Annotated in this window: 18 protein-coding genes and 1 tRNA gene; 15 read left to right on the plus strand and 4 right to left on the minus strand. The window is 71.4% G+C overall.

What is annotated here, in order from left to right:
* Positions 1 to 10: 10 nt before the first annotated feature.
* Positions 11 to 2,833: a stealth conserved region 3 domain-containing protein gene (locus ACZ5ID_RS30305; RefSeq protein WP_468904186.1), complete on the minus strand. Its 2,823-nt coding sequence runs from the start codon at positions 2,831 to 2,833 to the stop codon at positions 11 to 13.
* On the minus strand, positions 2,830 to 3,831 hold the full coding sequence (locus ACZ5ID_RS30310) for a hypothetical protein (protein ID WP_468904189.1): 1,002 nt from the start codon (positions 3,829 to 3,831) through the stop codon (positions 2,830 to 2,832). Before ACZ5ID_RS30310 ends, ACZ5ID_RS30305 begins: the two co-directional genes overlap by 4 nt.
* A gap of 218 nt (positions 3,832 to 4,049) precedes the next feature.
* Between ACZ5ID_RS30310 and ACZ5ID_RS30315 the strand changes: the two genes are divergently transcribed.
* From ACZ5ID_RS30315 to ACZ5ID_RS30345, 7 genes are all read left to right on the plus strand, one after another.
* A complete protein-coding gene (locus ACZ5ID_RS30315; RefSeq protein ID WP_468904191.1) occupies positions 4,050 to 6,191 on the plus strand; it encodes a PIG-L family deacetylase in 2,142 nt (713 codons plus the stop codon).
* A 229-nt stretch (positions 6,192 to 6,420) separates the two neighbouring features.
* Positions 6,421 to 7,395 carry a UDP-glucose 4-epimerase GalE gene (gene galE / locus ACZ5ID_RS30320; protein WP_468904193.1) on the plus strand — a complete coding sequence of 325 codons (975 nt, stop codon included), beginning with the start codon at positions 6,421 to 6,423 and terminating at the stop codon, positions 7,393 to 7,395.
* A 137-nt stretch (positions 7,396 to 7,532) separates the two neighbouring features.
* Positions 7,533 to 8,660: a glutamate 5-kinase gene (gene proB / locus ACZ5ID_RS30325; protein ID WP_468904195.1), complete on the plus strand. Its 1,128-nt coding sequence runs from the start codon at positions 7,533 to 7,535 to the stop codon at positions 8,658 to 8,660.
* 148 nt (positions 8,661 to 8,808) lie between these two features.
* Entirely contained in the window at positions 8,809 to 9,294 is a 486-nt protein-coding gene (locus ACZ5ID_RS30330; protein ID WP_468904197.1) for a hypothetical protein, read from the plus strand.
* 268 nt (positions 9,295 to 9,562) lie between these two features.
* The gene (locus tag ACZ5ID_RS30335; protein ID WP_468904200.1) at positions 9,563 to 10,846 is read left to right on the plus strand and encodes a glutamate-5-semialdehyde dehydrogenase; all 1,284 of its coding nucleotides are present in this window, start codon (positions 9,563 to 9,565) and stop codon (positions 10,844 to 10,846) included.
* Between the two features lie 136 nt (positions 10,847 to 10,982).
* On the plus strand, positions 10,983 to 11,555 hold the full coding sequence (locus ACZ5ID_RS30340) for an SCO2584 family spore wall biosynthesis protein (protein WP_468904202.1): 573 nt from the start codon (positions 10,983 to 10,985) through the stop codon (positions 11,553 to 11,555).
* Positions 11,556 to 11,844: 289 nt separating this feature from the next.
* Positions 11,845 to 12,918 (plus strand): SCO2583 family membrane protein, encoded by a 1,074-nt coding sequence (locus ACZ5ID_RS30345; RefSeq protein WP_468904204.1) that lies wholly within the window; start codon positions 11,845 to 11,847, stop codon positions 12,916 to 12,918.
* A 69-nt stretch (positions 12,919 to 12,987) separates the two neighbouring features.
* On the opposite strand, the gene ACZ5ID_RS30350 is transcribed toward ACZ5ID_RS30345, so the two are convergent.
* The gene (locus tag ACZ5ID_RS30350) at positions 12,988 to 14,139 is read right to left on the minus strand and encodes a M48 family metallopeptidase (RefSeq protein ID WP_468904206.1); all 1,152 of its coding nucleotides are present in this window, start codon (positions 14,137 to 14,139) and stop codon (positions 12,988 to 12,990) included.
* 108 nt (positions 14,140 to 14,247) lie between these two features.
* Between ACZ5ID_RS30350 and ACZ5ID_RS30355 the strand changes: the two genes are divergently transcribed.
* From ACZ5ID_RS30355 to ACZ5ID_RS30385, 7 genes are all read left to right on the plus strand, one after another.
* Positions 14,248 to 14,472, plus strand: a complete 225-nt coding sequence (locus ACZ5ID_RS30355) for a hypothetical protein (protein ID WP_406554450.1) — start codon at positions 14,248 to 14,250, stop codon at positions 14,470 to 14,472.
* An 89-nt stretch (positions 14,473 to 14,561) separates the two neighbouring features.
* On the plus strand, positions 14,562 to 14,726 hold the full coding sequence (locus tag ACZ5ID_RS30360) for a hypothetical protein (protein ID WP_190092478.1): 165 nt from the start codon (positions 14,562 to 14,564) through the stop codon (positions 14,724 to 14,726).
* A 38-nt stretch (positions 14,727 to 14,764) separates the two neighbouring features.
* Complete coding sequence (gene nadD / locus ACZ5ID_RS30365) at positions 14,765 to 15,385, plus strand: nicotinate-nucleotide adenylyltransferase (protein WP_358837545.1); 621 nt, start codon at positions 14,765 to 14,767, stop codon at positions 15,383 to 15,385.
* A gap of 14 nt (positions 15,386 to 15,399) precedes the next feature.
* Positions 15,400 to 17,181, plus strand: coding sequence for an LCP family protein (locus tag ACZ5ID_RS30370; protein ID WP_468904209.1), 1,782 nt, complete (start codon positions 15,400 to 15,402; stop codon positions 17,179 to 17,181).
* Between the two features lie 78 nt (positions 17,182 to 17,259).
* Positions 17,260 to 17,694 carry a ribosome silencing factor gene (gene rsfS / locus ACZ5ID_RS30375; RefSeq protein WP_365108305.1) on the plus strand — a complete coding sequence of 145 codons (435 nt, stop codon included), beginning with the start codon at positions 17,260 to 17,262 and terminating at the stop codon, positions 17,692 to 17,694.
* Positions 17,691 to 18,350 (plus strand): histidine phosphatase family protein, encoded by a 660-nt coding sequence (locus tag ACZ5ID_RS30380; protein ID WP_468904310.1) that lies wholly within the window; start codon positions 17,691 to 17,693, stop codon positions 18,348 to 18,350. Before rsfS ends, ACZ5ID_RS30380 begins: the two co-directional genes overlap by 4 nt.
* 160 nt (positions 18,351 to 18,510) lie before the next feature.
* A tRNA-Ala gene (locus ACZ5ID_RS30385) sits at positions 18,511 to 18,583 on the plus strand.
* A gap of 153 nt (positions 18,584 to 18,736) precedes the next feature.
* Here ACZ5ID_RS30385 and ACZ5ID_RS30390 read toward each other — a convergent pair.
* Positions 18,737 to 19,606 (minus strand): helix-turn-helix transcriptional regulator, encoded by an 870-nt coding sequence (locus ACZ5ID_RS30390; protein WP_468904212.1) that lies wholly within the window; start codon positions 19,604 to 19,606, stop codon positions 18,737 to 18,739.
* Positions 19,607 to 19,700: 94 nt separating this feature from the next.
* Here ACZ5ID_RS30390 and ACZ5ID_RS30395 point away from each other — a divergent pair, with 94 nt between their 5' ends.
* A complete protein-coding gene (locus ACZ5ID_RS30395) occupies positions 19,701 to 21,149 on the plus strand; it encodes an MFS transporter (protein WP_468904214.1) in 1,449 nt (482 codons plus the stop codon).
* Positions 21,150 to 21,302: the final 153 nt, after the last annotated feature.

Raw genomic sequence — 21,302 nt, forward strand, 5'->3', positions numbered from 1 at the left:
TTCGTTCGGATCAGTCGCGCTCGTAGCGGGACTTCACCGGGAAGTACGCGCTGAGGAACGCGCGCAGGACGCGGTCCTGCTCCTCCACCGACACCTCCGCGTCGGCGGACTCACCGATGCAGAACGTGTCGTGGCCGCGCTCGGCGAGCAGCCGGGTCAGCACCGTGTGGTGGTCGTAGTTGCCCACGTTGATGTAGCTGCACGAGATCGCGCTCGGCACCGAGCTGCCGGTCAGGTAGCCGTAGTGGTGGTGGAGCGAGGACGTGATCGACAGGTCCGAGTTGGCGCGGAAGGGGTTGGCCGCGGTCCGGCCCACCTCCTCGGGGAACTTGTCCGCGATCTCGGTCAGCACACTGCGGCGCAGCGGGTGCGGCGCGTGCAGGAAGCTGTTGGTCGCCACCCGCCCGAACGCCTTCTCCAGGAGCGCCCGGTTGTTCTTCGCGGCGGCGAAGTAGCCCTCGTCGTCCGGGGACGGCTCCGTCGGCGGGACGGTGGTGGGCGAGCGGAAGAACTTCGCCACCCCGTTGCTCAGGAAGAACGACGACGGCGCCAGCGGACGGCCGATGAACACGTCGTCGTTGAGGTAGAGGAAGTGCTCGGCGAGGCCCTCGATGCGGTACAGCTGGCTCTCGATGGCGTGCGAGTTGAACGTCGGCAGCCAGGCCTGGTCCTTGAAGATCTCCCGGTGGCTGACGACCTTGATGCCGGGCTGGGTGGTGTCCAGCCACTCCGGCGTCTGGTCGTCGGTCACCAGGTAGATGGTGCGCACCCAGGGCGCGAACATCTCCAGGGAGCGCAGCGAGTAGCGCAGCTCGTCGCGGTTGCGGAAGCGCACGTCGCCGCTGTCGGCGTCGTTGGTCGGCATGTTCCGGCTGCGGCGCACCGAGTCGCGGCGCTCCTGCCAGGCCGGGTCGGTGTCGTCGACCCAGGTGTAGACGACGTCGATGGGGTAGTCGACGTCCCACATCAGCTGCTTGGTGAACTGCGCGAGCGTCGGGTAGTCGCGCTCGCCGACCCGCAGCTTGGCGGTGGCCTCCAGGTTCGGCAGGCGGCGCCCGAGCAGGGTGGTCAGCCGGGGCGTCTCGCGCCAGCCGTCCTCCTCCGACTCCGCCCAGAACTCCAGACCGCAGCCGTAGGCCGGGCCGTAGCGCAGGGTGCGGCTCTCGGAGGTGATCGGCTTGAACACGCGCAGGCCCGCCACCTCACCGACGCCGTCGAGGCGCTCGGCGAGGACCGCGCCCGGGGCCGCGCCGCGCGGGGTGACCAGCTCGGCGTAGACCGGCTTGCCGTGCAGGGCCGTCGACATGGCCTCCAGGACCCGGCGGCGCATCTCGACGGGGACGGCGACGCGGTGGGCGACACCCACGTCGTGGCGCAGCAGGACGTACGGGATTCCCGCGTCCTCCAGGACCTTGGCGGTGATCTCCAGGTTGATCTGGGCCATGCGCGGGCCGGTGATGTCGTCGCGCTGCTCGGCGAGGCGGCCGGCCGAGCGGATCAGCGTCCCGCTGCGGTCCTGCGCCTGGATCATCACCTCGCGGGCCTTCTGCTCGTCCGCCGAGTTCGACAGGGCCGAGACGGGGGCGGCGACGCTGAAGCTGCGGGTGCCGCCGGCCGCGATGCGCAGCGCCGTGCGGTCGGCGCGCTGGGCGAGGCGCTCGGGGGTGTCGCGGCGGGCCACCAGCTTGGCGAAGAGCTCCTCCCAGCGGGCGGTGATGTCCTCGCCGCCGAAGCGCTCGTACACGCCCTTGCGGGCGGCCTTGCCGAAGGCGTGCCGGGTGTCGTCCTCGCCCATCAGCCGGGACATCGCGGCGGCCAGCGAGTCGATGTCGCCGGGCGGCACCAGCAGACCGTCCACGTCGTGGCGGATGATCTCGGCGGGGCCGGTGACGATGTCGTACGCGATGACCGGCACGCCGGCCGCGAACATCTCCAGGAGCACCAGCGGGAACGCCTCGTTGCGCGAGGGCAGCAGGCAGACGCTGGCCTTGGCCCACTCCTGCTCCATCTGCGAGGAGCGGCCCACCAGTTCGATGCGCGAGTGCATGCCCAGACCCTCGACGAGGCGGCGCAGACGCACCTCCTGCGGGCCGTCGCCGAAGATCCGCAGCTGCCAGTCGGGGAAGTCCGCGGAGATCCGGTGGAAGGCGTGGATGGCGTGGTCCAGCTGCTTCTCCGGGGTCATCCGGGCAGCGAGGACGATCGTCCTGGACTCCAGGTCGGCGCGCGGACGGTAGCCGTCCGGCACCGCGTTGGGGATCGCGGCGAGCTCCGGGGCGGAGTCGCGCAGCGAGTCGGCGAACCAGTCGTTGGTGCGCTCGGTCAGCGACACCAGCGCGTCCACGCGCGGGCCGTAGACCAGCAGCGGCTCACCGGAGACGCCGCGCAGCTGGGAGGCGCGGTGCTCCTGGTGCACGGTGACGACCCGGGAGGGGGCGAGCTCGGCGGCGGCGGCCAGCAGCGCCGGCGTGGTGGTGATCAGCACGTCCGAGTCGAGGGAGCCGAGGGCGGCCGTCATCTCGATGTCGGAGAGCCGGTCGAAGGTCGACTCCCAGGACGGCTTGATGATCTCGCTCGGCAGCGACTCCAGGGTCCGGCAGGCGTTCTCGTCCAGCGAACTCGGGCGCACCGGGCGTCCGTACGATTCGGTCCTGTCCACCAGGTAGCGCCGCTTGACCTGCCGGGCGGCCGAGAAGAACGGCTCCGGACGGGTCTTGAAGACGCTCAGCACCTCGACCTCGTGCCGGGGAGCGAGATGGATCGCCTGGGTGTAGGCGGCCATCTCGGTGCCGCCCATCTCGTCGCCCCAGGTGAGCAGAAACGTGATCTTCATGCAACTTCCTCTGCGCCACGGGGGGCGGTTCCGAATCCGGTACAGGACACGGCGAGCACGCCGGCCGGTGTGACGTAGGCGTGCACCCGCGCGAGCGAACCGTTGTCGAGAGCGACGATACGGAACGGCGTCCGGTAGACCTGCTTGGGGTGACGCACATCGGTCAGCCGCCGGGCGATCTTGATGCGGTTCCCGCCGGCCTTCAGATGCATGTCCCAGGTGCGGGTGGCGCGGCCGACCGCCATCTCGGCGAGCGGTACGTCGAAGGTGAAGCGGTCACCGTCCCACACCACGGCCGCCGCCGCCGACTTGCCGCCGCGCCGCAGCACCGCCTCCGCGGTGTACTCCTCGACGGGCGCCTTGGGCGCGATGAGCCGGCCGTGCACCACGATCCGGTCCCAGCGCAGCTCGAACGAGGTGAGCTCGGCCTGGTGGCGCGGGCCGCGCACGTTCAGCATGGAGCGGCCGTCGACCGAGCGGACCGGGCGGAAGACCGCGCCGCTGCTGGGGGAGGGCGAGGTGGACAGGGTGGGCCCGTCGGAGGACTCCGCGGGAGCCGAGGCGATCTTGGCCCGCAGCTCACGGCCGTCGCTTTCCGTGACGACGACCTCCATCCGCCACATACCGGACGAGAGCACCGGACCCCGGGTGCCGGTCTCCGACGGATCGTCATGGCGCAGCGGAACGGTCGCCGTCAGAAGGAGACTTCCGTCACTCTGCGGCTCCTGCTCCAGCTCCACGTGGACGACCTTGCGCCCGCGCGACAACTCCAGATGAGCCGCCCCGACCGCCTCCGGACGGCGCGGGAACGTCACCGCGAAGTTGAGGGTGCGCCCACCGGAGACCGAGAAATGCACAGGCCGCAGCAGCGGACGCGGCTTGACTCCGTCGATGGCCGGTACGGTATGCATCTGCTCGACACGTCGGCGCATACGTACTGCCGCGCGGCGCGCCCGCTTGGCGGCGCCCACCGCATAGGGCAGCAGTGAGTCACTCACGGTGAACCTAGCTCTCGTCTGGGCTAATGGTCAGCGTTGCATGCTGCCAATAATGCGTAAGATCGGCAAGTTGCTTCGTAATTCTATCGATGCATCACGATTGCATCATCGAGTGGAACCCAAACGAAGTTTCCGCCCTCTCCTCGGGTGGCGGTCTGCTTGATCGCAGATGAACGTGGAGCGGGGAGTGGGAGAAGGACATGGGACGCTGGCCGAAGATGGGACGCCAAGTGGCCTCCCGGCGTGCCGTGCTGGCTTCGCTGGCGGGGACGGTTGCGGCGGGGGCGATCGCCGGGTGTGACAGCAAGCACCCGTCGGCCAGAGGTGCCGCCGTCACCAGTCAACCACCGAAGCCGGTGTCGCTGCTGCCGGTCGACCACCGCAGCAGCTTCGACACCCCCGGCCGCCCGCTCGCCATGGCGATCGTCGCGCACCCGGACGACGACCTCTTCTTCATGAACCCGGACACGCTCAACACCATCGAGCGCGGCGTCCCCGTCGTCTCCGTGTACGTCACCGGCGGCGGCTCCTTCGGCGTCAACCAGGCACCCGGCGAGCCCAAGGCCCGCCCCGACGTGCCCGCCTACGTCTCCGCACGCCAGCAGGGCCTGCGCCAGGCGTACGCCCGGATGCTCGGCGCGACCCTCTTCACCCCGTGGACACGCACCGCCCTCAAACTGCCCGGCGGACGCGAGGCCGAGCTCAACGTCCTGGAGTACAACGGCCGCCGCGCCGAACTGATCTTCCTCGGCGTGCGGATGCACGAGAAGACCGGCCGCGGCTGGGTCGGCATGACCCAGCTGTGGAACACCCCCGGCGTGGTCCTGCGCACCCAGCCCACCCCCGAGTCCCCGGTCCGCGAGAAGTACACCTACAGCCGCGACGAGCTCACCGACGCCCTGCTGTTCCTGATGCGCAAGTACCGGCCCACGCTGGTGCGCACCCTCGACCCGGACCCCGACGCCCAGGTCCACGACAAGCTCCACCCCCGCGGCAGCGACCAGGTCGGCTACTCCGACCACCCCGACCACACCGCCGTCGCCCTCTTCACCTGGCGCGCCCTCGCCCAGTGGGGCCAGGGCAGCAGCGAGGGCACGCGCACCCCCGGCTTCCTCACCGAGGCCTTCCGCGGCTACTACAACCAGCGCTGGCCGTACAACCTGCCCAATGACACGGTCCACCAGAAGACCGAGTACCTCAACGCCTACGGCGGCGCCTCCAGCTGGCAGTGCGGCAACGCCTCGGGCTGCGGCGACTACTCCGTCGGCCTCAACGGCGTCCTGAAGTCCAAGAAGGGCTGGGTCCGCTCCACCCACCGCCGCTACCCGACCGCCGGCCCCAAGGTCGTCATCGACGAGGACGGCCGCATGAGCGCCTACGCCGTACTCGGCACCCGCGCCGCCCGCTGGCGCGAATCCGGCCCCTACAGCGGCGGCTGGGGCGCCGCCGAGGACCTCGGCGGCGGCCCCCTCGCCCCCGCCCTCAGCGCCGTCGTCGCCGCCGACGGCCGCCACCTCGTCCTCGGCCTGCGCTTCACCGGCCTCGGCGCCACCGACAAGGACGACACCCGCGAGATAGTGGTCCTCCAGCAGAAGAGCGCCGGCGGCGCCTTCGAGGAGCGCTGGACCAGCCTCGGCAACCCCGAGACCGACCCCCGCCGCTCCCGCCTCACCGGCCCGCCCACCGCGGTCGCCGCCCCCGACGGCACCATCCACGTCTTCGTCCGCAACGCCGCCAAGGGCATCAGCACCCGCGTCCGCAGCAAGCAGGGCACCTGGTCGCCCTGGCAGAAGCTGGCCGGCGGCGGACAGATCCAGGAAGGCCTCGCCGCCGCCGTCGACGGCGACGGCCGCGTCCACGTCTTCGGCTCCGCCTTCGGCTGGGTCGAGCACTGGACCCAGAAGGACCCCGGCGGCACCCTGGTCCGCGGCCCCCGCGGCCTCAAGACCCGGCCCGGCGACGCCCCCGACGCGGTCACCGCCCAGGACGGCTCCGTGCTGCTCGCCTTCCACAAGCCCTCCAGCGACCAGATCAACGTCGCCCAGCTCCGCGGCGGCCAGGCCGGCCGCTGGACCGAACTGCCCGACCAGAAGGTCACCGGCTACGGCCCGGTCGCCCTCGTCGACGGCCAAGACCTCGCCACCGGCGGCGTCATGCTGGCCTCCCGCAGCGGCACCGGCTCCATCGAGATGGTCGACAGCGGCAAGCAAGTCACCCTCCACGGCGACGCGTCCTCCGGCTTCATGGTCGGTGCCCCCGCCGTCGTCCAGGGCGCGAGCGAGGGCGTCGCCCTCGTCACGCTCAACCTGAACACCACCCCCGCGGTCACCAGGGTCCCGCCGCGCGCCGGCACCGTCTGAGCGACACACCGGTCCGCCCCGCACCGCCGGGGCGGACCGGAGGACGACGGGGGCGCACGGACAACTCCCGTACGCCTCATATGTCCCGGCCCACACCCCCGTGCGGCGATACGCGCCCGCACAACCGGCCACCCCGCCCTTACGCCGCCCTCACCTTCGTACGAAAAGTCACAGCGGCGGCGCCGCCCGGCCCCGCCACCCGCCCCGGACCGCCTCCTAGACTGTCCGCATGACTTGGATGATCACAGGCGGTGCCGGCTACATCGGATCCCACGTGGTGAAGGCCCTCGTCGACGGCGGCGAGCAGGTCGTCGTCCTCGACGACCTCAGCACCGGCGACCCGGCCCGGCTGCCCGAAGGCGTCCGCCTCGAACGCGGCACCGTCCTCGACCGCGCGGTCCTCGACCGCGTCCTGCGCGAGAACGACGTCGACGGCGTCATCCACATCGCCGCCAAGAAGCAGGTCGGCGAATCCGTCGAACGCCCCCTGCACTACTACCGCGAGAACGTCGAAGGCCTGCGGACCGTCCTGGAAGCCGCCGCCGAAGCCGGCGTACGCCGCTTCCTGTTCTCCTCCTCCGCCGCCGTCTACGGCATGCCCGACGTCGACCTCGTCACCGAGCAGACCCCCTGCCTGCCCATGAGCCCCTACGGCGAGACCAAGCTCGCCGGCGAATGGCTCGTCAGCGCCGTCGGCAAGGCCCACGGCATGGCCACCGCCTCGCTGCGCTACTTCAACGTCGCCGGCGCCGCCACCCCCGAACTCGGCGACCCCGGGATCTTCAACCTCGTCCCGATGGTCTTCGAACGCCTCACCGACGGCAAAGCACCGCTGATCTTCGGCGACGACTACCCCACCCCCGACGGCACCTGCGTACGCGACTACATCCACGTCGAGGACATCGCCACCGCCCACCTCGCCGCCGCCCGCCGGCTCGCCGCCGACCCCGACGCCGCCCTCATCCTCAACATCGGCCGCGGCGAAGGCGCCTCCGTCGCCGAGATGGTCGACATCATCCGCGACGTCACCGGCATCACCGAGCCCGCCCCCGAGGTCGCCCCCCGCCGCCCCGGCGACCCCGCCCGCGTCGTCGCCTCCGCCGAGCTCATCACCAAGGAACTCGACTGGAGCGCCCGCCACGACATCCGCGCCATGATCACCTCCGCCTGGGAGGGCTGGCAGCTGCGCCACCCGCGCGACTGACCCCCCAGACGGCTGCGGGGCCCGGGGCTCCCGGGCCCCCGGGCCCCCGGCCTGCCGGGGGACCGGCAGGCCGGGGACCCGTCCAACGCTCGAAACGGCCGTGCGCCCCCACCCCGGCCTGACATAGATTTCCCGGTGTGACAGTGGCAAGGCAGTACGTGACCCAGGCCCGCAGGATCGTCGTCAAGGTGGGCTCGTCCTCCCTCACCACCGCCTCCGGCGGCCTCGACGCCGACCGCGTCGACGCCCTCGTCGACGTCCTCGCCAAAGCCCGCAGCGGCGGCGAGAAGGAAATAGTGCTGGTCTCCTCCGGCGCCATCGCCGCCGGACTCGCCCCCCTCGGCCTGCGCCGCCGCCCCACCGACCTCGCCCGCCAGCAGGCCGCCGCCAGCGTCGGCCAAGGCCTCCTCGTCGCCCGCTACACCGCCTCCTTCGCCCGCTACGGCGTACGCGTCGGACAAGTCCTCCTCACCAGCGACGACACCAGCCGCCGCGCCCACTACCGCAACGCCTACCGCACCCTCGACCAGCTCCTCGCCATGGGCGCCCTGCCCGTCGTCAACGAGAACGACACCGTCGCCACCGACGAGATCCGCTTCGGCGACAACGACCGCCTCGCCGCCCTCGTCGCCCACCTCGTCCGCGCCGACCTCCTCGTCCTCCTCTCCGACGTCGACGGCCTCTACGACGGCGACCCCAGCAAACCCGGCACCACCCGCATCGGCGAAGTACACGGACCCGACGACATCGCCCACGTACAGATCGGCAGCGCAGGCAAAGCCGGCGTCGGCACCGGCGGCATGGTCACCAAGGTCGAAGCCGCCCGCATCGCCGCCGCCGCCGGCCTCCCCGTCGTCCTCACCTCCGCCAGCCACGCCGCCGACGCCCTCGCCGGCCGCGACACCGGCACCTACTTCCACCCCACCGGCCGCCGCTCCGCCGACCGCCTCCTCTGGCTCGCCCACGCCTCCACCCCCCAGGGCCACCTCGTCCTCGACGACGGAGCCGTCACCGCCGTCGTCGAACGCCACTCCTCCCTCCTGCCCGCCGGAATCGCCGCCGTCGAGGGCGAGTTCAGCGCCGGCGACCCCGTCGAACTCCGCGACACCACCGGCCGCGCCGTCGCCCGCGGCCTCGTCAACTTCGACGCCAAGGAGATCCCGCAACTCCTCGGCCGCTCCACCCGCGAACTCGCCCGCGAACTCGGTCCCGCCTACGAGCGAGAAGTCGTACACAGGGACGATCTGGTCGTCCTGCACCCCTGAAACGGCTGAAAGTCCGGCCCTCGGAACGACACCTTCACGAAAACCGCCCCGCGACCCGGCCCGGACTGGTCAACTTTGTTTCGGGGTACTCGCGGGGATGACCCGCGGGGGGTACGACATCGCATCGCAGCATCACAGGAGGCCGCCGGTGAGACGAGCGCGCCCGGGGGCGGCGCCCCGAGCCGGGGGAACCCACGCCCGCAGGACCGTGGGGGAGGACGGGCGGACCCTGACCAGCGTGGGCACGGGGACCGACATCACCCAGACCGAGGAGTGGGAGAAGCCCGGGGACACCCCAAGGCTCTGGCACATCACCCTCAGCGTCTCCGGCACCGAAACCCCCCTCAAAGAGGTCCGCCGCGGCCTTGAGCAGCTCGCCCACGACCACCCCTTCTTACTGACCAGCAGATACGCCGGCGACCACGCCGAAATCCGCTACTGGGAAGAGGCCCGCGACCTGCACGACGCGGCGGCCGTCGCCCTGCGCCTGTGGGGCGAACACCGCTCCACCGCCAAACTCCCGCCCTGGGAGATCGTCGGCCTGGAGGTCATCGACCGCGAGACCTACCACCAGCGCCTCGCCGAGGGCTACGGACCACCCCCGGCCGCACCCGTCGGCGTCCACCCCTTTTGAGACACGGGGGCTGGATGCCGCCCGCTTGAACGTTTCGGACGGGTCGGTTCGGGACGGGTCGGTTCGGGACGGGTCGGTTCGGGACGCGTCGGTTCGAGACGCGCCGGTTCGAGACGCGCCGGTTCGGGAAGGTGCGGGCGCCCGCGCGTCCGGACGGCCCGCACGACCTGGACGTCCCGGGCAGCCCGCGCGACCGGACCGTGAGAGCGCCGTCTCGGCACGTGGAATCCGTGCGGAACACGCCCGCCCGGCGCACTACCCTGCGGACATGAGCGCGTTTTCCCCCAACGAGAACCTGTCCCCGGTCACCCAGGCCGCCCACCGGGCCCGCACGGCCGCCGCCGATATCGCGCCATTGCCGCGCTCGGCCAAGGACAACGCGCTCCTGGCCATCGCCGACGCCCTCGAAGCCCGCACCGACGAGATCGTCGAGGCCAACGCCCTCGACACCGCCAAGGCCCGCGACGCCGGCACCAGCGAGACCGTCATCGACCGTCTCACCCTCACCCCCGACCGCGTCCGCGCCATCGCCTCCGACGTACGCGACGTCGCCGCCCTCCCCGACCCCGTCGGCGAAGTCGTCCGCGGCTCCACCCTCCCCAACGGCATCGACCTGCGCCAGATCAGGGTCCCCCTCGGCGTCGTCGGCATCATCTACGAAGCCCGGCCCAACGTCACCGTCGACGCCGCCGCCCTCTGCCTCAAGTCCGGCAACGCCGTCCTGCTGCGCGGCTCCTCCTCCGCGTACGAGTCCAACACCGCACTCGTACGCGTCCTGCGCGACGCCGTCACCGGCGCGGGACTGCCCGCCGACGCCGTCCAGCTCGTCCCCGGCGAATCCCGGGACTCCGTACGTGAGTTGATGCGCGCCCGCGGCCTCGTGGACGTCCTCATCCCGCGCGGCGGAGCCTCCCTCATCCGCACCGTCGTCGAGGAGTCCACCGTCCCCGTCATCGAGACCGGCACCGGCAACTGCCACGTCTACGTGGACGCCCAGGCCGACCTCGACATGGCCGTCGACATCCTCATCAACTCCAAGGCCTCGCGCCCCTCCGTCTGCAACGCCGCCGAGACCCTCCTCGTCCACCAGGACATCGCCGACGCCTTCCTGCCCCGCGCCCTCGACGCACTCGCCGAGGCCGGCGTCACCGTCCACGGCGACCCGCGCGTCCAGGCCTACGCCGAGTCCGGCAAGGCGACCGTCGTCGCCGCCACCGCCGAGGACTGGGAGACCGAATACCTCTCCTACGACATCGCCGCCGCCGTCGTCGACTCCCTCGACGCCGCCGTCGCCCACATCCGGCAGTGGACCTCCGGCCACACCGAGGCGATCGTCACCACCTCCCAGGCCGCCGCCCGCCGATTCACCCAATTGGTCGACTCCACCACCGTCGCCGTGAACGCCTCCACCCGCTTCACCGACGGCGGCCAGTTCGGCTTCGGCGCCGAGATCGGCATCTCCACCCAGAAGCTCCACGCCCGCGGCCCCATGGGCCTGCCGGAACTCACCTCCACCAAGTACATCGTCACCGGCGACGGACACGTGCGCTAACCGGGACCGGCCCACGGCCCGGCGCCCGGGGCGGTGCCCGAGGTCTCTCCGACGTGTCACCCGCGCGGTGTCACCCGAGGGGGAGAGTTCGGACACTCCCTGCCCAAAACATCCGCTACGGGGCTAGGCTGAACCCGTGCCGGACGACGTGGGGGGCAGGCCGTTCCCGAACGGCTGGGAGCCCGACGACGACCGCGGAGGCGCGGACGACGCATTCGCCTCCGTGGTCTTCGACGAGGACTTCGTACGGGCCGCTCAGATCCATGAACCGAGCGCCGTGGAACGGCTGTTGGCCGCAGCGCAAGCCCGCGCCGAGGCCGAAGCGGCCCGGGCCCGCGCCGGCGCGGGAGCCGACGACGACTTCCCCTACCCCGCCCGCGACACCGGCCCCTACGGCACCGCCTTCCCCGGCGGCCCCGAAGCCGGCCCCTACGGCCCGCACGGCGGCGCCCTGCGCCCCTACCGCGGCCGGGCCCGCTGGCACCGCCCCGTCGCCTGGCTGCTCGCCCTGATCATGGGCATCGGCATGGTCGCCCTGGCCTTCGCGGCCGTCTACCGGGGCGCCTCCAACAGCCGCGAGGACCCCGCCCCGCCCCCGGCCACCAGCAACGTGGACAAATCCGGGCCACCCATTCCAGCCACCGTCGGCCCCACCGCCTCCGCGGACTACTCAGCCCCGGCAGTCGCGGCCGTCCCTCGGCGCCCTTGAGCACGGGGGACGGGGGGACTGGGGGCGGGGGACTGGGACTGGGACGGAGGCAGGGGATGGGGGATGGGGGCCTTGGAGTTACAGCGGGATGGGGGGCCTCCCCCCCGCCCCCACCCACCCCCCCTCCCACCCACCCCACCCCTGACCGGCCCCTCCCCCCGCCCCGCCCTCGCTCTGACCATCTCCTGACCAGGCTCTGACCAAGCCCCGCACAACCGCGTGGGAACTCGTCAGAACTTGTCGCGTAGCAGCGCGTTTATCGGCCCCTCCCGCGACCTACCCTGAAGGTATGGCAGGGCGTGGAGAGCCACCCGAGGGGACCCCGGAGGGCCTCCCCGGCGGAGGTGAGGACGAGTACCGATCCGTCGTGTTCGACGAGTCGTTCGTCCGTGCTGCCCGCCTTCAGGAGTTCTCCGCCCAGGAACGGATGCGCGAGCACGCGCGCGCGGTGCGCAGCCGGTCCAGCTGGTCGTTCAGACCCTTCACCAAACAGATAGTCGCGCTGGCCGTCCTCCTCTTCATCGCGTTCGGCACCGCCGTGTACATGGGCCTGCGTCACCCGTACCAGCCCGGTGGCGGCAGCGTCGCCGCCGAGCCCCTGCGGATGACCGTGATCCCCCTGGCCCCGCAGACCGTCGTCCCCGGCATCGACGTCGACCGGCTCTTCGACCACAGCCCGGCCGCCCAGTTCCGCACCGGCGCCGACGGCATCAACCTCCCGGCCGTCCGCAGGACCGCCCACTTCTCCGAGAGCCAGATCATCGCCGGTGTCACCACCGCCAAGGAGTACCTGGTCCAGTCCTCCCTGGACCCCCAGGTCCTGACCGGTAAGTCCGTGCACCAGGTGCGGGCACTGCTCGATCCGGAGCTGCTCGCCCAGTTCGACCAGAGCATCGACAACCCGGCCGACGACGGCCGGCACGCCGCCACGGGCTGGCTGGTGCGCTTCGATCCGGCCAAAGTCGCACTGGCCGACACCCAGGTGCGTGTGCAGGGCACCTTCCACTACGCCGAGTCCGGCCGGGACACCCTCGATGTGACGTCCGACCACACCTTCACGTACGCCCTGCGCCCGACCGCCTCCGGTTCGGACAAGGCCGCCTCGCTCTTCACCGTCCGCCGCGAGCTGCACTTCCGCTTCGACCGTGACGACCTGCGGCTGCACCGGGTCGAGCTGCAGTTCAGCTATGTGGAGGCCGGACCGCAGGCCTGCTCGGCGGATGTCTCCGCGCAGCTGCGGCCACTGCTGGCGGGCGAGCGGACCAGCGCGACCGGCCCGGCGGGTACCGATCCGTACGCGACCGGTCCCGCCACCGCGGCCCTCTGCGGCACCCTCGCCACCAGCGCCCAGCCGACGCCGTAAACATCCCTAGGCATCCCTCCTAGGCATCCCTAAAACCCGGGACGTCCTTAAGCGTCCCTACACGTCTCCCTAGGCGCCCCGTCCCGGCCCCTCCTGCGGCCCGTCGGTCCCGTCGCCGTCCGTCGCCGGACCGGAAGGCCGGTTCTGCGGCTCGTCCTGGGACCCGCCCTGCGGCCGGTCGGAGGTGCGCGAGGCGGAGCCCGCGCCGGTGAACTTGCCGTACAGCTTGCCGCCCAGGTCCGCCGTGCCGCCGGCTATGTCGCCGACCAGCTTCATCAGCGGGTCCTTGCTGGTGCGCACCGTCTCGGCGTACGAGGCGGCGGACTCGCGGAACGAGTCGGAGACCGAGGCGTCCTTGTCCTCCTCACGACGGGGGTAGTGGCCGTCCATCAGGCGCTGGTAGTCACGGCTGGCGGCCCACTTCTTCAGCTCGGCCGCGCGCACGGTGGTGAACGGGTGCGAGCGGGGCAGCACGTTCAGGATCTTCAGGACCGAGTCGCGCAGGTCACCGCCCGCCTCGTACTCCTCGGCCTGCTCCAGGAACGCGTCCACGTTCATCTCGTGCAGGTGGTTGCCCCCGGCAATCTTCATCAGGCCCCGCATCGAGGCCTGGAGGTCCTGGCCGACGAGCAGTCCGGCGCGGTCGGCGGACAGCTCCGACTTGCGGAACCACTCCCGCAGCGCCGTCACGATCGCCATGACCGCCACATTGCCCAGCGGGATCCAGGCGACCTTCAGGGCCAGGTTGGTGAGGAAGAGCAGGATCGTGCGGTAGACGGAGTGGCCGGACAGGGCGTGGCCCACCTCGTGGCCGACGACCGCGCGCATTTCCTCCTCGTCGAGCAGCTCCACGAGGCCGGTCGTGACGACGATGATCGGCTCGTCGATGCCGATGCACATCGCGTTCGGCCGGGGGTCCTGCGTCACGTACATCGGGGGGACCTTCTCCAGGTCCAGGATGTAACAGGCGTCCCGCAGCATCGAGTTGAGGTGGGCGAACTGGGCGTCGCTCACGCGCACGGAGTCGGAGAGGAACAGCAGGCGCAGGCTGCGCTCCGGCAGCAGCCCGCTGAGGGCCTTGAAGACCGTGTCGAAGCCGCTGAGCCTGCGCAGCGCCACCAGTGCCGACCGGTCGGCGGGGTGTTCGTAGGCCCGGGAGGAGATCCCGGGGAAACGTCGGCGCTGCCTGCTGGGCACGCTGTCCTGGATGTCATCGGTCATGGTGTCCCCCTGTCTGAGAGTCTCGGCTCGTCCCCCTGACGACATCCACCCTAGGCGGTGGGGCTACCGTGGGGCGGGGGCCTGTGGATAACCAAGGAGACACCTGCCATGACGGACGCCGTCGCGCTTCTCGCCGCCGCCTCGGACCAGCAAGGACCCGGCAATGTGCTGCGGATCCTGCTGCTGGTGTCGATCCTCGGTGCGGGCGGCCTCGCCTGGCTGCTGCTGCGCGGCTACCGCACGAACGACGGTGGCGACGCGGCGGCGGCCGAGCCGGACGGCGAGCCGAGCCGGGGCGCGAGCCCCGACGCGGAGGGCGTCGTCAAGGACTGAACGGCTGAGTCGGCGTGAGAGTGCCCGGGCGGCCCGCATACGATGTGCCCGAAGTCTCCGCTCCGACTCCCGGATAGGTCCTGCTGACGATGAGCCTCACCAGCACCGCCGCCACGCACCTGGTCACCCTCGCCGAGGGTGCCGAGCACGGTGGCAACCACGAAAGCCTCAGCCCGTACGTCACCGGTGGCGGCGCGCTGTTCGCGCTGCTGCTCCTGCTGTGGATCACCACGCGTTTCAACCGCGACCGCTGAGTCGGGGCGTTTCCACCGGGCCAGTAGGCTCTGCACGCATGGGAGAGCAGGAAGTGCCTACCGGTCCGGTCAAGCGGCGCATCGGCGTGATGGGCGGAACGTTCGACCCGATCCACCACGGACACCTGGTGGCCGCCAGCGAGGTGGCCTCTCAGTTCCACCTGGACGAGGTCGTGTTCGTGCCGACGGGGCAGCCGTGGCAGAAGAGCCACAAGAACGTTTCCGCGGCTGAGGACCGGTATCTGATGACGGTCATCGCGACCGCGTCCAACCCGCAGTTCTCGGTGAGCCGGATCGACATCGACCGCGGCGGCGCGACGTACACCGTGGACACGCTGCGGGACCTGCGCTCCCTCAACAGTGACGCGGACCTGTTCTTCATCACCGGCGCCGACGCGCTCTCGCAGATCCTCACGACCTGGCGGGACGTGGACGAGCTCTTCTCGCTCGCCCACTTCATCGGGGTGACCCGGCCCGGCCACATACTGACGGACGACGGTCTGCCCGAGGGCGGGGTGTCGCTGGTGGAGGTGCCCGCCCTGGCCATCTCGTCGACGGACTGCCGGGCGAGGGTCGCGCAGGGCGATCCGGTCTGGTATCTGGTTCCGGACGGTGTGGTGCGCTACATCGACAAGCGCCAGCTCTACCGCGGCGAGTGAGAGAAGGGCACCCGGTGAACGACCGACAGGACCCCTACGACCCCTATGCGCCGCAGGTGCGGCTTGTCGGTTATGACGAGTACGGCCAGCCGGTGTACCAGCAGGTGCCGCAGGAGGGTTCGTACGACCCGTACGGCCAGGCCCAGCCGCAGCAGACCCACCAGACTCACCAGTCCCAGCAGGACCATCAGGGTCAGCAGCAGGGCCAGCAGGGCCAGCAGGGCGGGTACGGGTACGACCCGTACGGCCGGCAGCAGCCCTCGTACGACTACGGCACCGGCTCGGGCTCCGGCACCGGTTCCGGCTACGACGCGTATGGCCGGCCCGCGCAGCCATCCGTGCCCCAGGAGCACCAGGGGTACGGCTATGACACGCAGCAGTGGGGCCGCGAGCAGTCCCCGGTCCAGCAGGCAGCCGCAGCCCAGGCTCCCGCGCAGGCACAGGCACAGGCCCCCGTGCGGGAGGCCGAGTCCGAGCCCGGTCCGGTCGCCGAGCAGAGCGGTCCGGTGGTGCCGCAGCAGCGCAAGGACGAACGCGACTACCGCACCGAGCAGTTCTCCTTCATCGAGGAGCCCGACGAGGACTCCGAAGACGTCATCGACTGGCTGAAGTTCACCGAGAGCCGCACCGAGCGGCGCGAGGAGGCACGGCGCCGCGGCCGTAACCGGGTGGTCGCGCTCGTCGTCGTCCTGGCGCTCGCTGCGATCGGCGGGGTCGGCTACCTCTGGACGGCCGGCAAGCTGCCCGGTCTGTCCTCGTCCTCGGGCTCCGAGAAGCCGGCGGTCGCGGTCGGGGCGCAGAAGCGGGACGTGATCGTCGTCCATCTGCACAACACCCAGAAGGGCGGCACCTCCACGGCGCTGCTCGTCAACAACGCGACGACCAAGCAGGGCACCACCGTCCTGCTGCCCAACACCCTCGCCGTCTCCAACGACGACGGCACCCGGACCACGCTCGGCAAATCGGTGGACGGCGACGGTTCGCAGGGGACCCGTGAGGCGCTCGGCACCCTGCTCGGCACCAAGATCAGCGGCACCTGGCGGCTGGACACGCCCTTCCTGGAGAACCTGGTCGACCTGGTCGGGAACATCGACATCAGTACGGATGCCGACGTACCGGGCGCCAAGGCGGGTGCCGGCCCGGTGGTGAAGAAGGGCGAGGACCAGACGCTGACCGGGCAGATGGCCGTGGCGTACGCCACGTACAAGGGGCCCGGCGAGGCGGACGCCAAGCAGCTGCAGCGGTTCGGGCAGGTGATGTACGGGGTGCTGCGCAAGATCTCGGACGATCCGAAGGCCGCGACGATCACCGTGCAGACGCTGGCGCAGATCCTCGACCCCTCGCTGCCCGAGGCCGACCTCGGTGCCGCGCTGGCCAAGCTCGCCGAGCACGCCAAGGTCGGCGCCTACAAGACGGCGATGCTGCCGGTGCAGCAGGACGGCACGCTCAGCGCGCAGGCCGGGGACAGCGTGGTCAGGGACATCCTGGGCGGCTCGGTCACGGCGCCCGACAAGGGCTCGGCGGTCCGCGTCGGCGTCAGCAACGGCAGCGGCAACCCCAAGGCGGTTGAGAAGGCCCGGATCGCCCTGGTCAACGGCGGTTATGCCGTCATCGACGCGGGCGGCGCGAGTACGGCGGCGTCGTCCTCCGTCACGTACGGTGACGCGGCGCAGAAGGCGAAGGCCGAAGAGGTGGCCAAAACGCTGGGGCTGCCGGCCGGCGCGGTGAAGCAGGGCAAGGCCGCGGCGAACGCGGATGTCACCGTGGTGCTCGGCAAGGACTACAAGATCAAGTAATCCTTTCGGGGCTGTCGGCGGTCCGTGAGACCCTGGAGAACGATCTGAATCGATCTGACCGCCGACGAAAGCCAGCTTGTGACCGCCACGGACCGTTCCATCGAGCTCATCACCGCCGCCGCCCAGGCGGCTGCCGACCGGCTCGCGCACGACATCATCGCGTACGACGTCAGCGACGTGCTGTCGATCACCGACGCCTTCCTGCTCGCCTCCGCCCCCAACGACCGCCAGGTCAAGTCGATCGCGGAGGAGGTCGAGGAGCGTCTGAACAAGGAGCTCGGCGCCAAGCCGGTGCGCCGGGAGGGCGACCGCGACGCCCGCTGGATCCTGCTCGACTACGTGGACATCGTCGTCCACGTCCAGCACAGCGAGGAGCGTGTCTTCTACGCCCTGGAGCGCCTCTGGAAGGACTGCCCCGAGCTGCCGCTTCCCGAGGACGCGCTGAAGACCCGCGGCAAGGCCGCCGAGCACGCCCAGCTGCACGGTGGGACGGAGGACGGTGAGCTGAGCTGAACGGCAGCGACACCAAGCCCGGCCGGGGCCGCCGCGTCGTCCTGTGGCGGCACGGCCAGACAGCGTGGAACCTGGAGCGCCGCTTCCAGGGCTCCACGGACATCGAGCTGACCGAGACCGGTCTCGGTCAGGCGCGCCGGGCGGCGCGCCTGCTGGCGGCCCTGAAGCCGGACGCGATCATCGCCTCCGACCTCAAGCGGGCCGCGGCGACCGCCGGTGAGCTGGCCGCGGTCTGCGGGCTGCCGGTGACCCACGACGCCGCCCTGCGGGAGACGTACGCGGGCGCCTGGCAGGGCCTGACCCACACGGAGATCGTCGAGCGCTACGGCGAGCAGTACGCGGCGTGGAAGCGCGGCGAGCCGGTCCGCCGGGGTGGCGGCGAGCTGGAGACCGAGGTGGCCGACCGGGCCGCCCCGGTGGTGCTCGCGCACGCCGACAAACTGCCCGACGACGGCACCCTGGTCGTGGTCAGCCACGGCGGGACGATCCGTACGACCATCGGCCGCCTCCTCGGCCTGGAGTCGCACCACTGGGAGGGTCTGGGCGGCCTCTCCAACTGCTGTTGGTCCGTCCTCGGCGAGGGCGCGCGCGGCTGGCGCCTGCTGGAGCACAACGCCGGCACGCTGCCCGAACCGGTCTTCGGCGACGACGACTGACGGTTAAGGCCGGGCGCGCCGGGGCGGCCCCCGGGCCGCCGCCGGGCGCGCCGGGTGCCCGCCCGGGGCGGTGCGACCACCGGATTTCACTTTCCGGCAGGTCACAGGCTAAAGTTCTTCTTGTTCGCGGCGCGGGAGCGCGGGAAACAGAGCGAACAGCGGGGCTATAGCTCAGTTGGTAGAGCGCCTGCATGGCATGCAGGAGGTCAGGAGTTCAATTCTCCTTAGCTCCACAGGTACGGGAATCCCGTCCGGTCCATTCGACCGGGCGGGATCTCGCGTTTCCGGGACGCGCGTCGCGCCCGCACCCCGCGTACGTCCCGCGGGCCCGCCCGGGAGCCCGCGGGTGTGAGGCGACCGCCCAGCCCCGTGCCCGCGCGGTCGCCTCACGCCCAGATCTTCTCCCGCATCTCCCGCAGCCTCGCCGTACGCGCGGCGCTCTCCTCGTCGTTCGGTGTGTACGTCACGATCCGGCACTCCGGCATGCCGTTGATGGACAGCGACACCGACGTCATCCGTATCTCGCCGACCGCGGGGTGCCGGAAGGTCTTCACACGCGGGCCCGGCGGCACCACGTCGCCGTTCTTCCACAGCCGGGCGAAGTAGGGACTGGCCTCGGAGAGCCTCGCGATGAACGACTCCCAGGCGGGCTCCCCCGCATGGCGGCCGTACTCCGAGCGCAGCGTCGCCACCATCACCGGCAGCTCCTTCTCACGGAACAGCACCGGGCAGTTGGGCTCGGGCACGGTGAACAGCGTCCACAGGACGTTGCGCACGCCCATCGACCGGATCTCCGGGATGTCGAACAGGTCCCGGTAGGCGGGGTTGGTCGCCAGCAGGTCGTAGCGGCCGTTGTAGACCACCGCCGGATGCGGGTCCAGGGCGTCGATGATCCCCTGGATCTCGGGGCCCACCTCCACCACCGCGGCCTCCCGGTCCGGCACGCAGGGCACATCCGCCAGGTGGTAGAGGTGGGCGCGCTCCGGCTCGTCCAGCCGCAGGGTGCGCGCCACCGCGTCCAGGACCTGCGGAGAGGCGTTGATCGGGCGCCCCTGCTCCAGCCAGGTGTACCAGGTCACGCCGACCCCGGAGAGCTGGGCGACCTCCTCACGGCGCAGCCCAGGCGTACGCCTTCGCAGGCCCGGAGGCATGCCGACGTCGGCCGGCGTCACCCGCGCCCGTCTGCTGCGCAGGAAGGCGGCCAGTTCCGGTCTGCGGCGTCCGTTCGGTGCGGCCACTGTCGTCACGTCCCCCATGTTCGGCCCCGTCGCCCGCCGCTGCCAGGTGCTGTCAGTACCAGCATCAGCGGGCTCTCGTTACCCGTATCGGAACAGGGTCAGGCTGGCTGCCATGACCACCGCACTCCGTCCGGGCCCAAGTCCCCTACTCAGTAAAGACCGTGCCACTGACAACCGGCCTTCGCTGCTGCTCGCGATCGTGCTCGCGGCGCAGTTCATGGCGCTCCTCGACGTGTTCATCGTCAACGTCGCCGCCCCCACCATCCGCACCGAACTGCACGCCTCCGGCTCCGCGTTGCAGCTGGTCGTCGCCGGTTACACCATCGCGTACGCGGTGCTGCTCATCACCGGCGCGCGACTGGGCGACCTGCTCGGGCACCGCCGGCTCTATCTGACGGGCCTGACCGTCTTCACCGCCGCCTCCCTCGCCTGCGGTCTGGCGGGCACGGCCGGCCAGCTGATCGCCTTCCGGCTGGTGCAGGGCGCCGGATCGGCACTGATGATCCCGCAGGTGCTCAGCCTCATCCAGCGCAACTTCACCGGAGAGGCACGCACGCGTGCCCTCGGGGTGTACTCCGCCGTGCTCGCCACCGGCGCCGCCGCCGGGCAGGTGCTGGGCGGCATCCTCGTCAGCGCCGACCTCTTCGGCACCAGCTGGCGTCCGGTGTTCCTGGTCAACGTGCCGCTCGGGATCGCCCTGCTGGTCCTCGGCATGCGCCTGCTGCCCAAGGAGCGGCACGAGCACCGCGGCGCGGCCCGCTGGGGACGCGACCTCGACCTCCCCGGACTGGTCCTGCTCGGCGCCGCCGTCTGCCTGCTCACCGTGCCACTGGTGCTCGGCCAGGAGGAGGACTGGCCGCTGTGGGCCTGGCTGTCGCTGGCGTCCAGCGCGCTGCTCTTCGCCGCCTTCTGGACGTACGAGTCGCGTCTGGCCCGGCGCGGCGGCGTCCCGCTGATCGCGCCCAGGGTGCTGCGCCTGCCCGGCATGGGCCTCGCGGTCTTCCGGATCGTCGTGGTCATGGCCGTCAACGCGGGCTTCCTGTTCACCCTGACCCTGCACATCCAGGGCGGCCTCGGCTTCAGCGCGCTGCGCGCGGGACTGACCTTCGCGCCGACCGCCGCGGTCTTCGGCACGGTCGGGCTGACCTGGCGTCGCTGGCCCGCACGCTGGCAACGGGGCCTGGTGCCGGGCGGATTCGTGCTGACCGCGCTCTCCACCCTGGCCACCGGCGCCCTCCAGCGCGGCGGCGGCACGGGCGGCCCCGTCGTCTACGTGACGTACGCGGGCGTGGGAGCCGGTCTGGCACTCGCCTTCAGCCCCACCTTCGCGGGAGCGCTCGCCGATGTGCGGCCCGAGGACGCCTCGGACGCCAGCGGGCTGCTCGCCACCGTGAACCAGCTGGGCCAGCTGATCGGCGTCGCGGCCTTCGGCACGCTCTTCCTGAACCGGCTCACGGCGGGGGCGCACACCTCCGGCGGTGCGCTGTGGGCATGCTCCCTGGCGATGTCCGCGGCGGCACTGGTGGGAGCGCTGACAGGGCTCGCACCACGACGTCGCTGACCCTCTTGCGCGACCATGGCAGAATCGTGACGGCCGGAGGGGGACGACGGACCGAACGGGAGGGAGACCGCGATGCCTGCGAGCCGCGACGACGTCCCGGACCTGCCCGGTGCGCCGCGGACAGCGACCCGGATCAGCCGCCCTTCCCGTGGG

This window comes from Streptomyces sp. NPDC031670 (assembly GCF_055580545.1).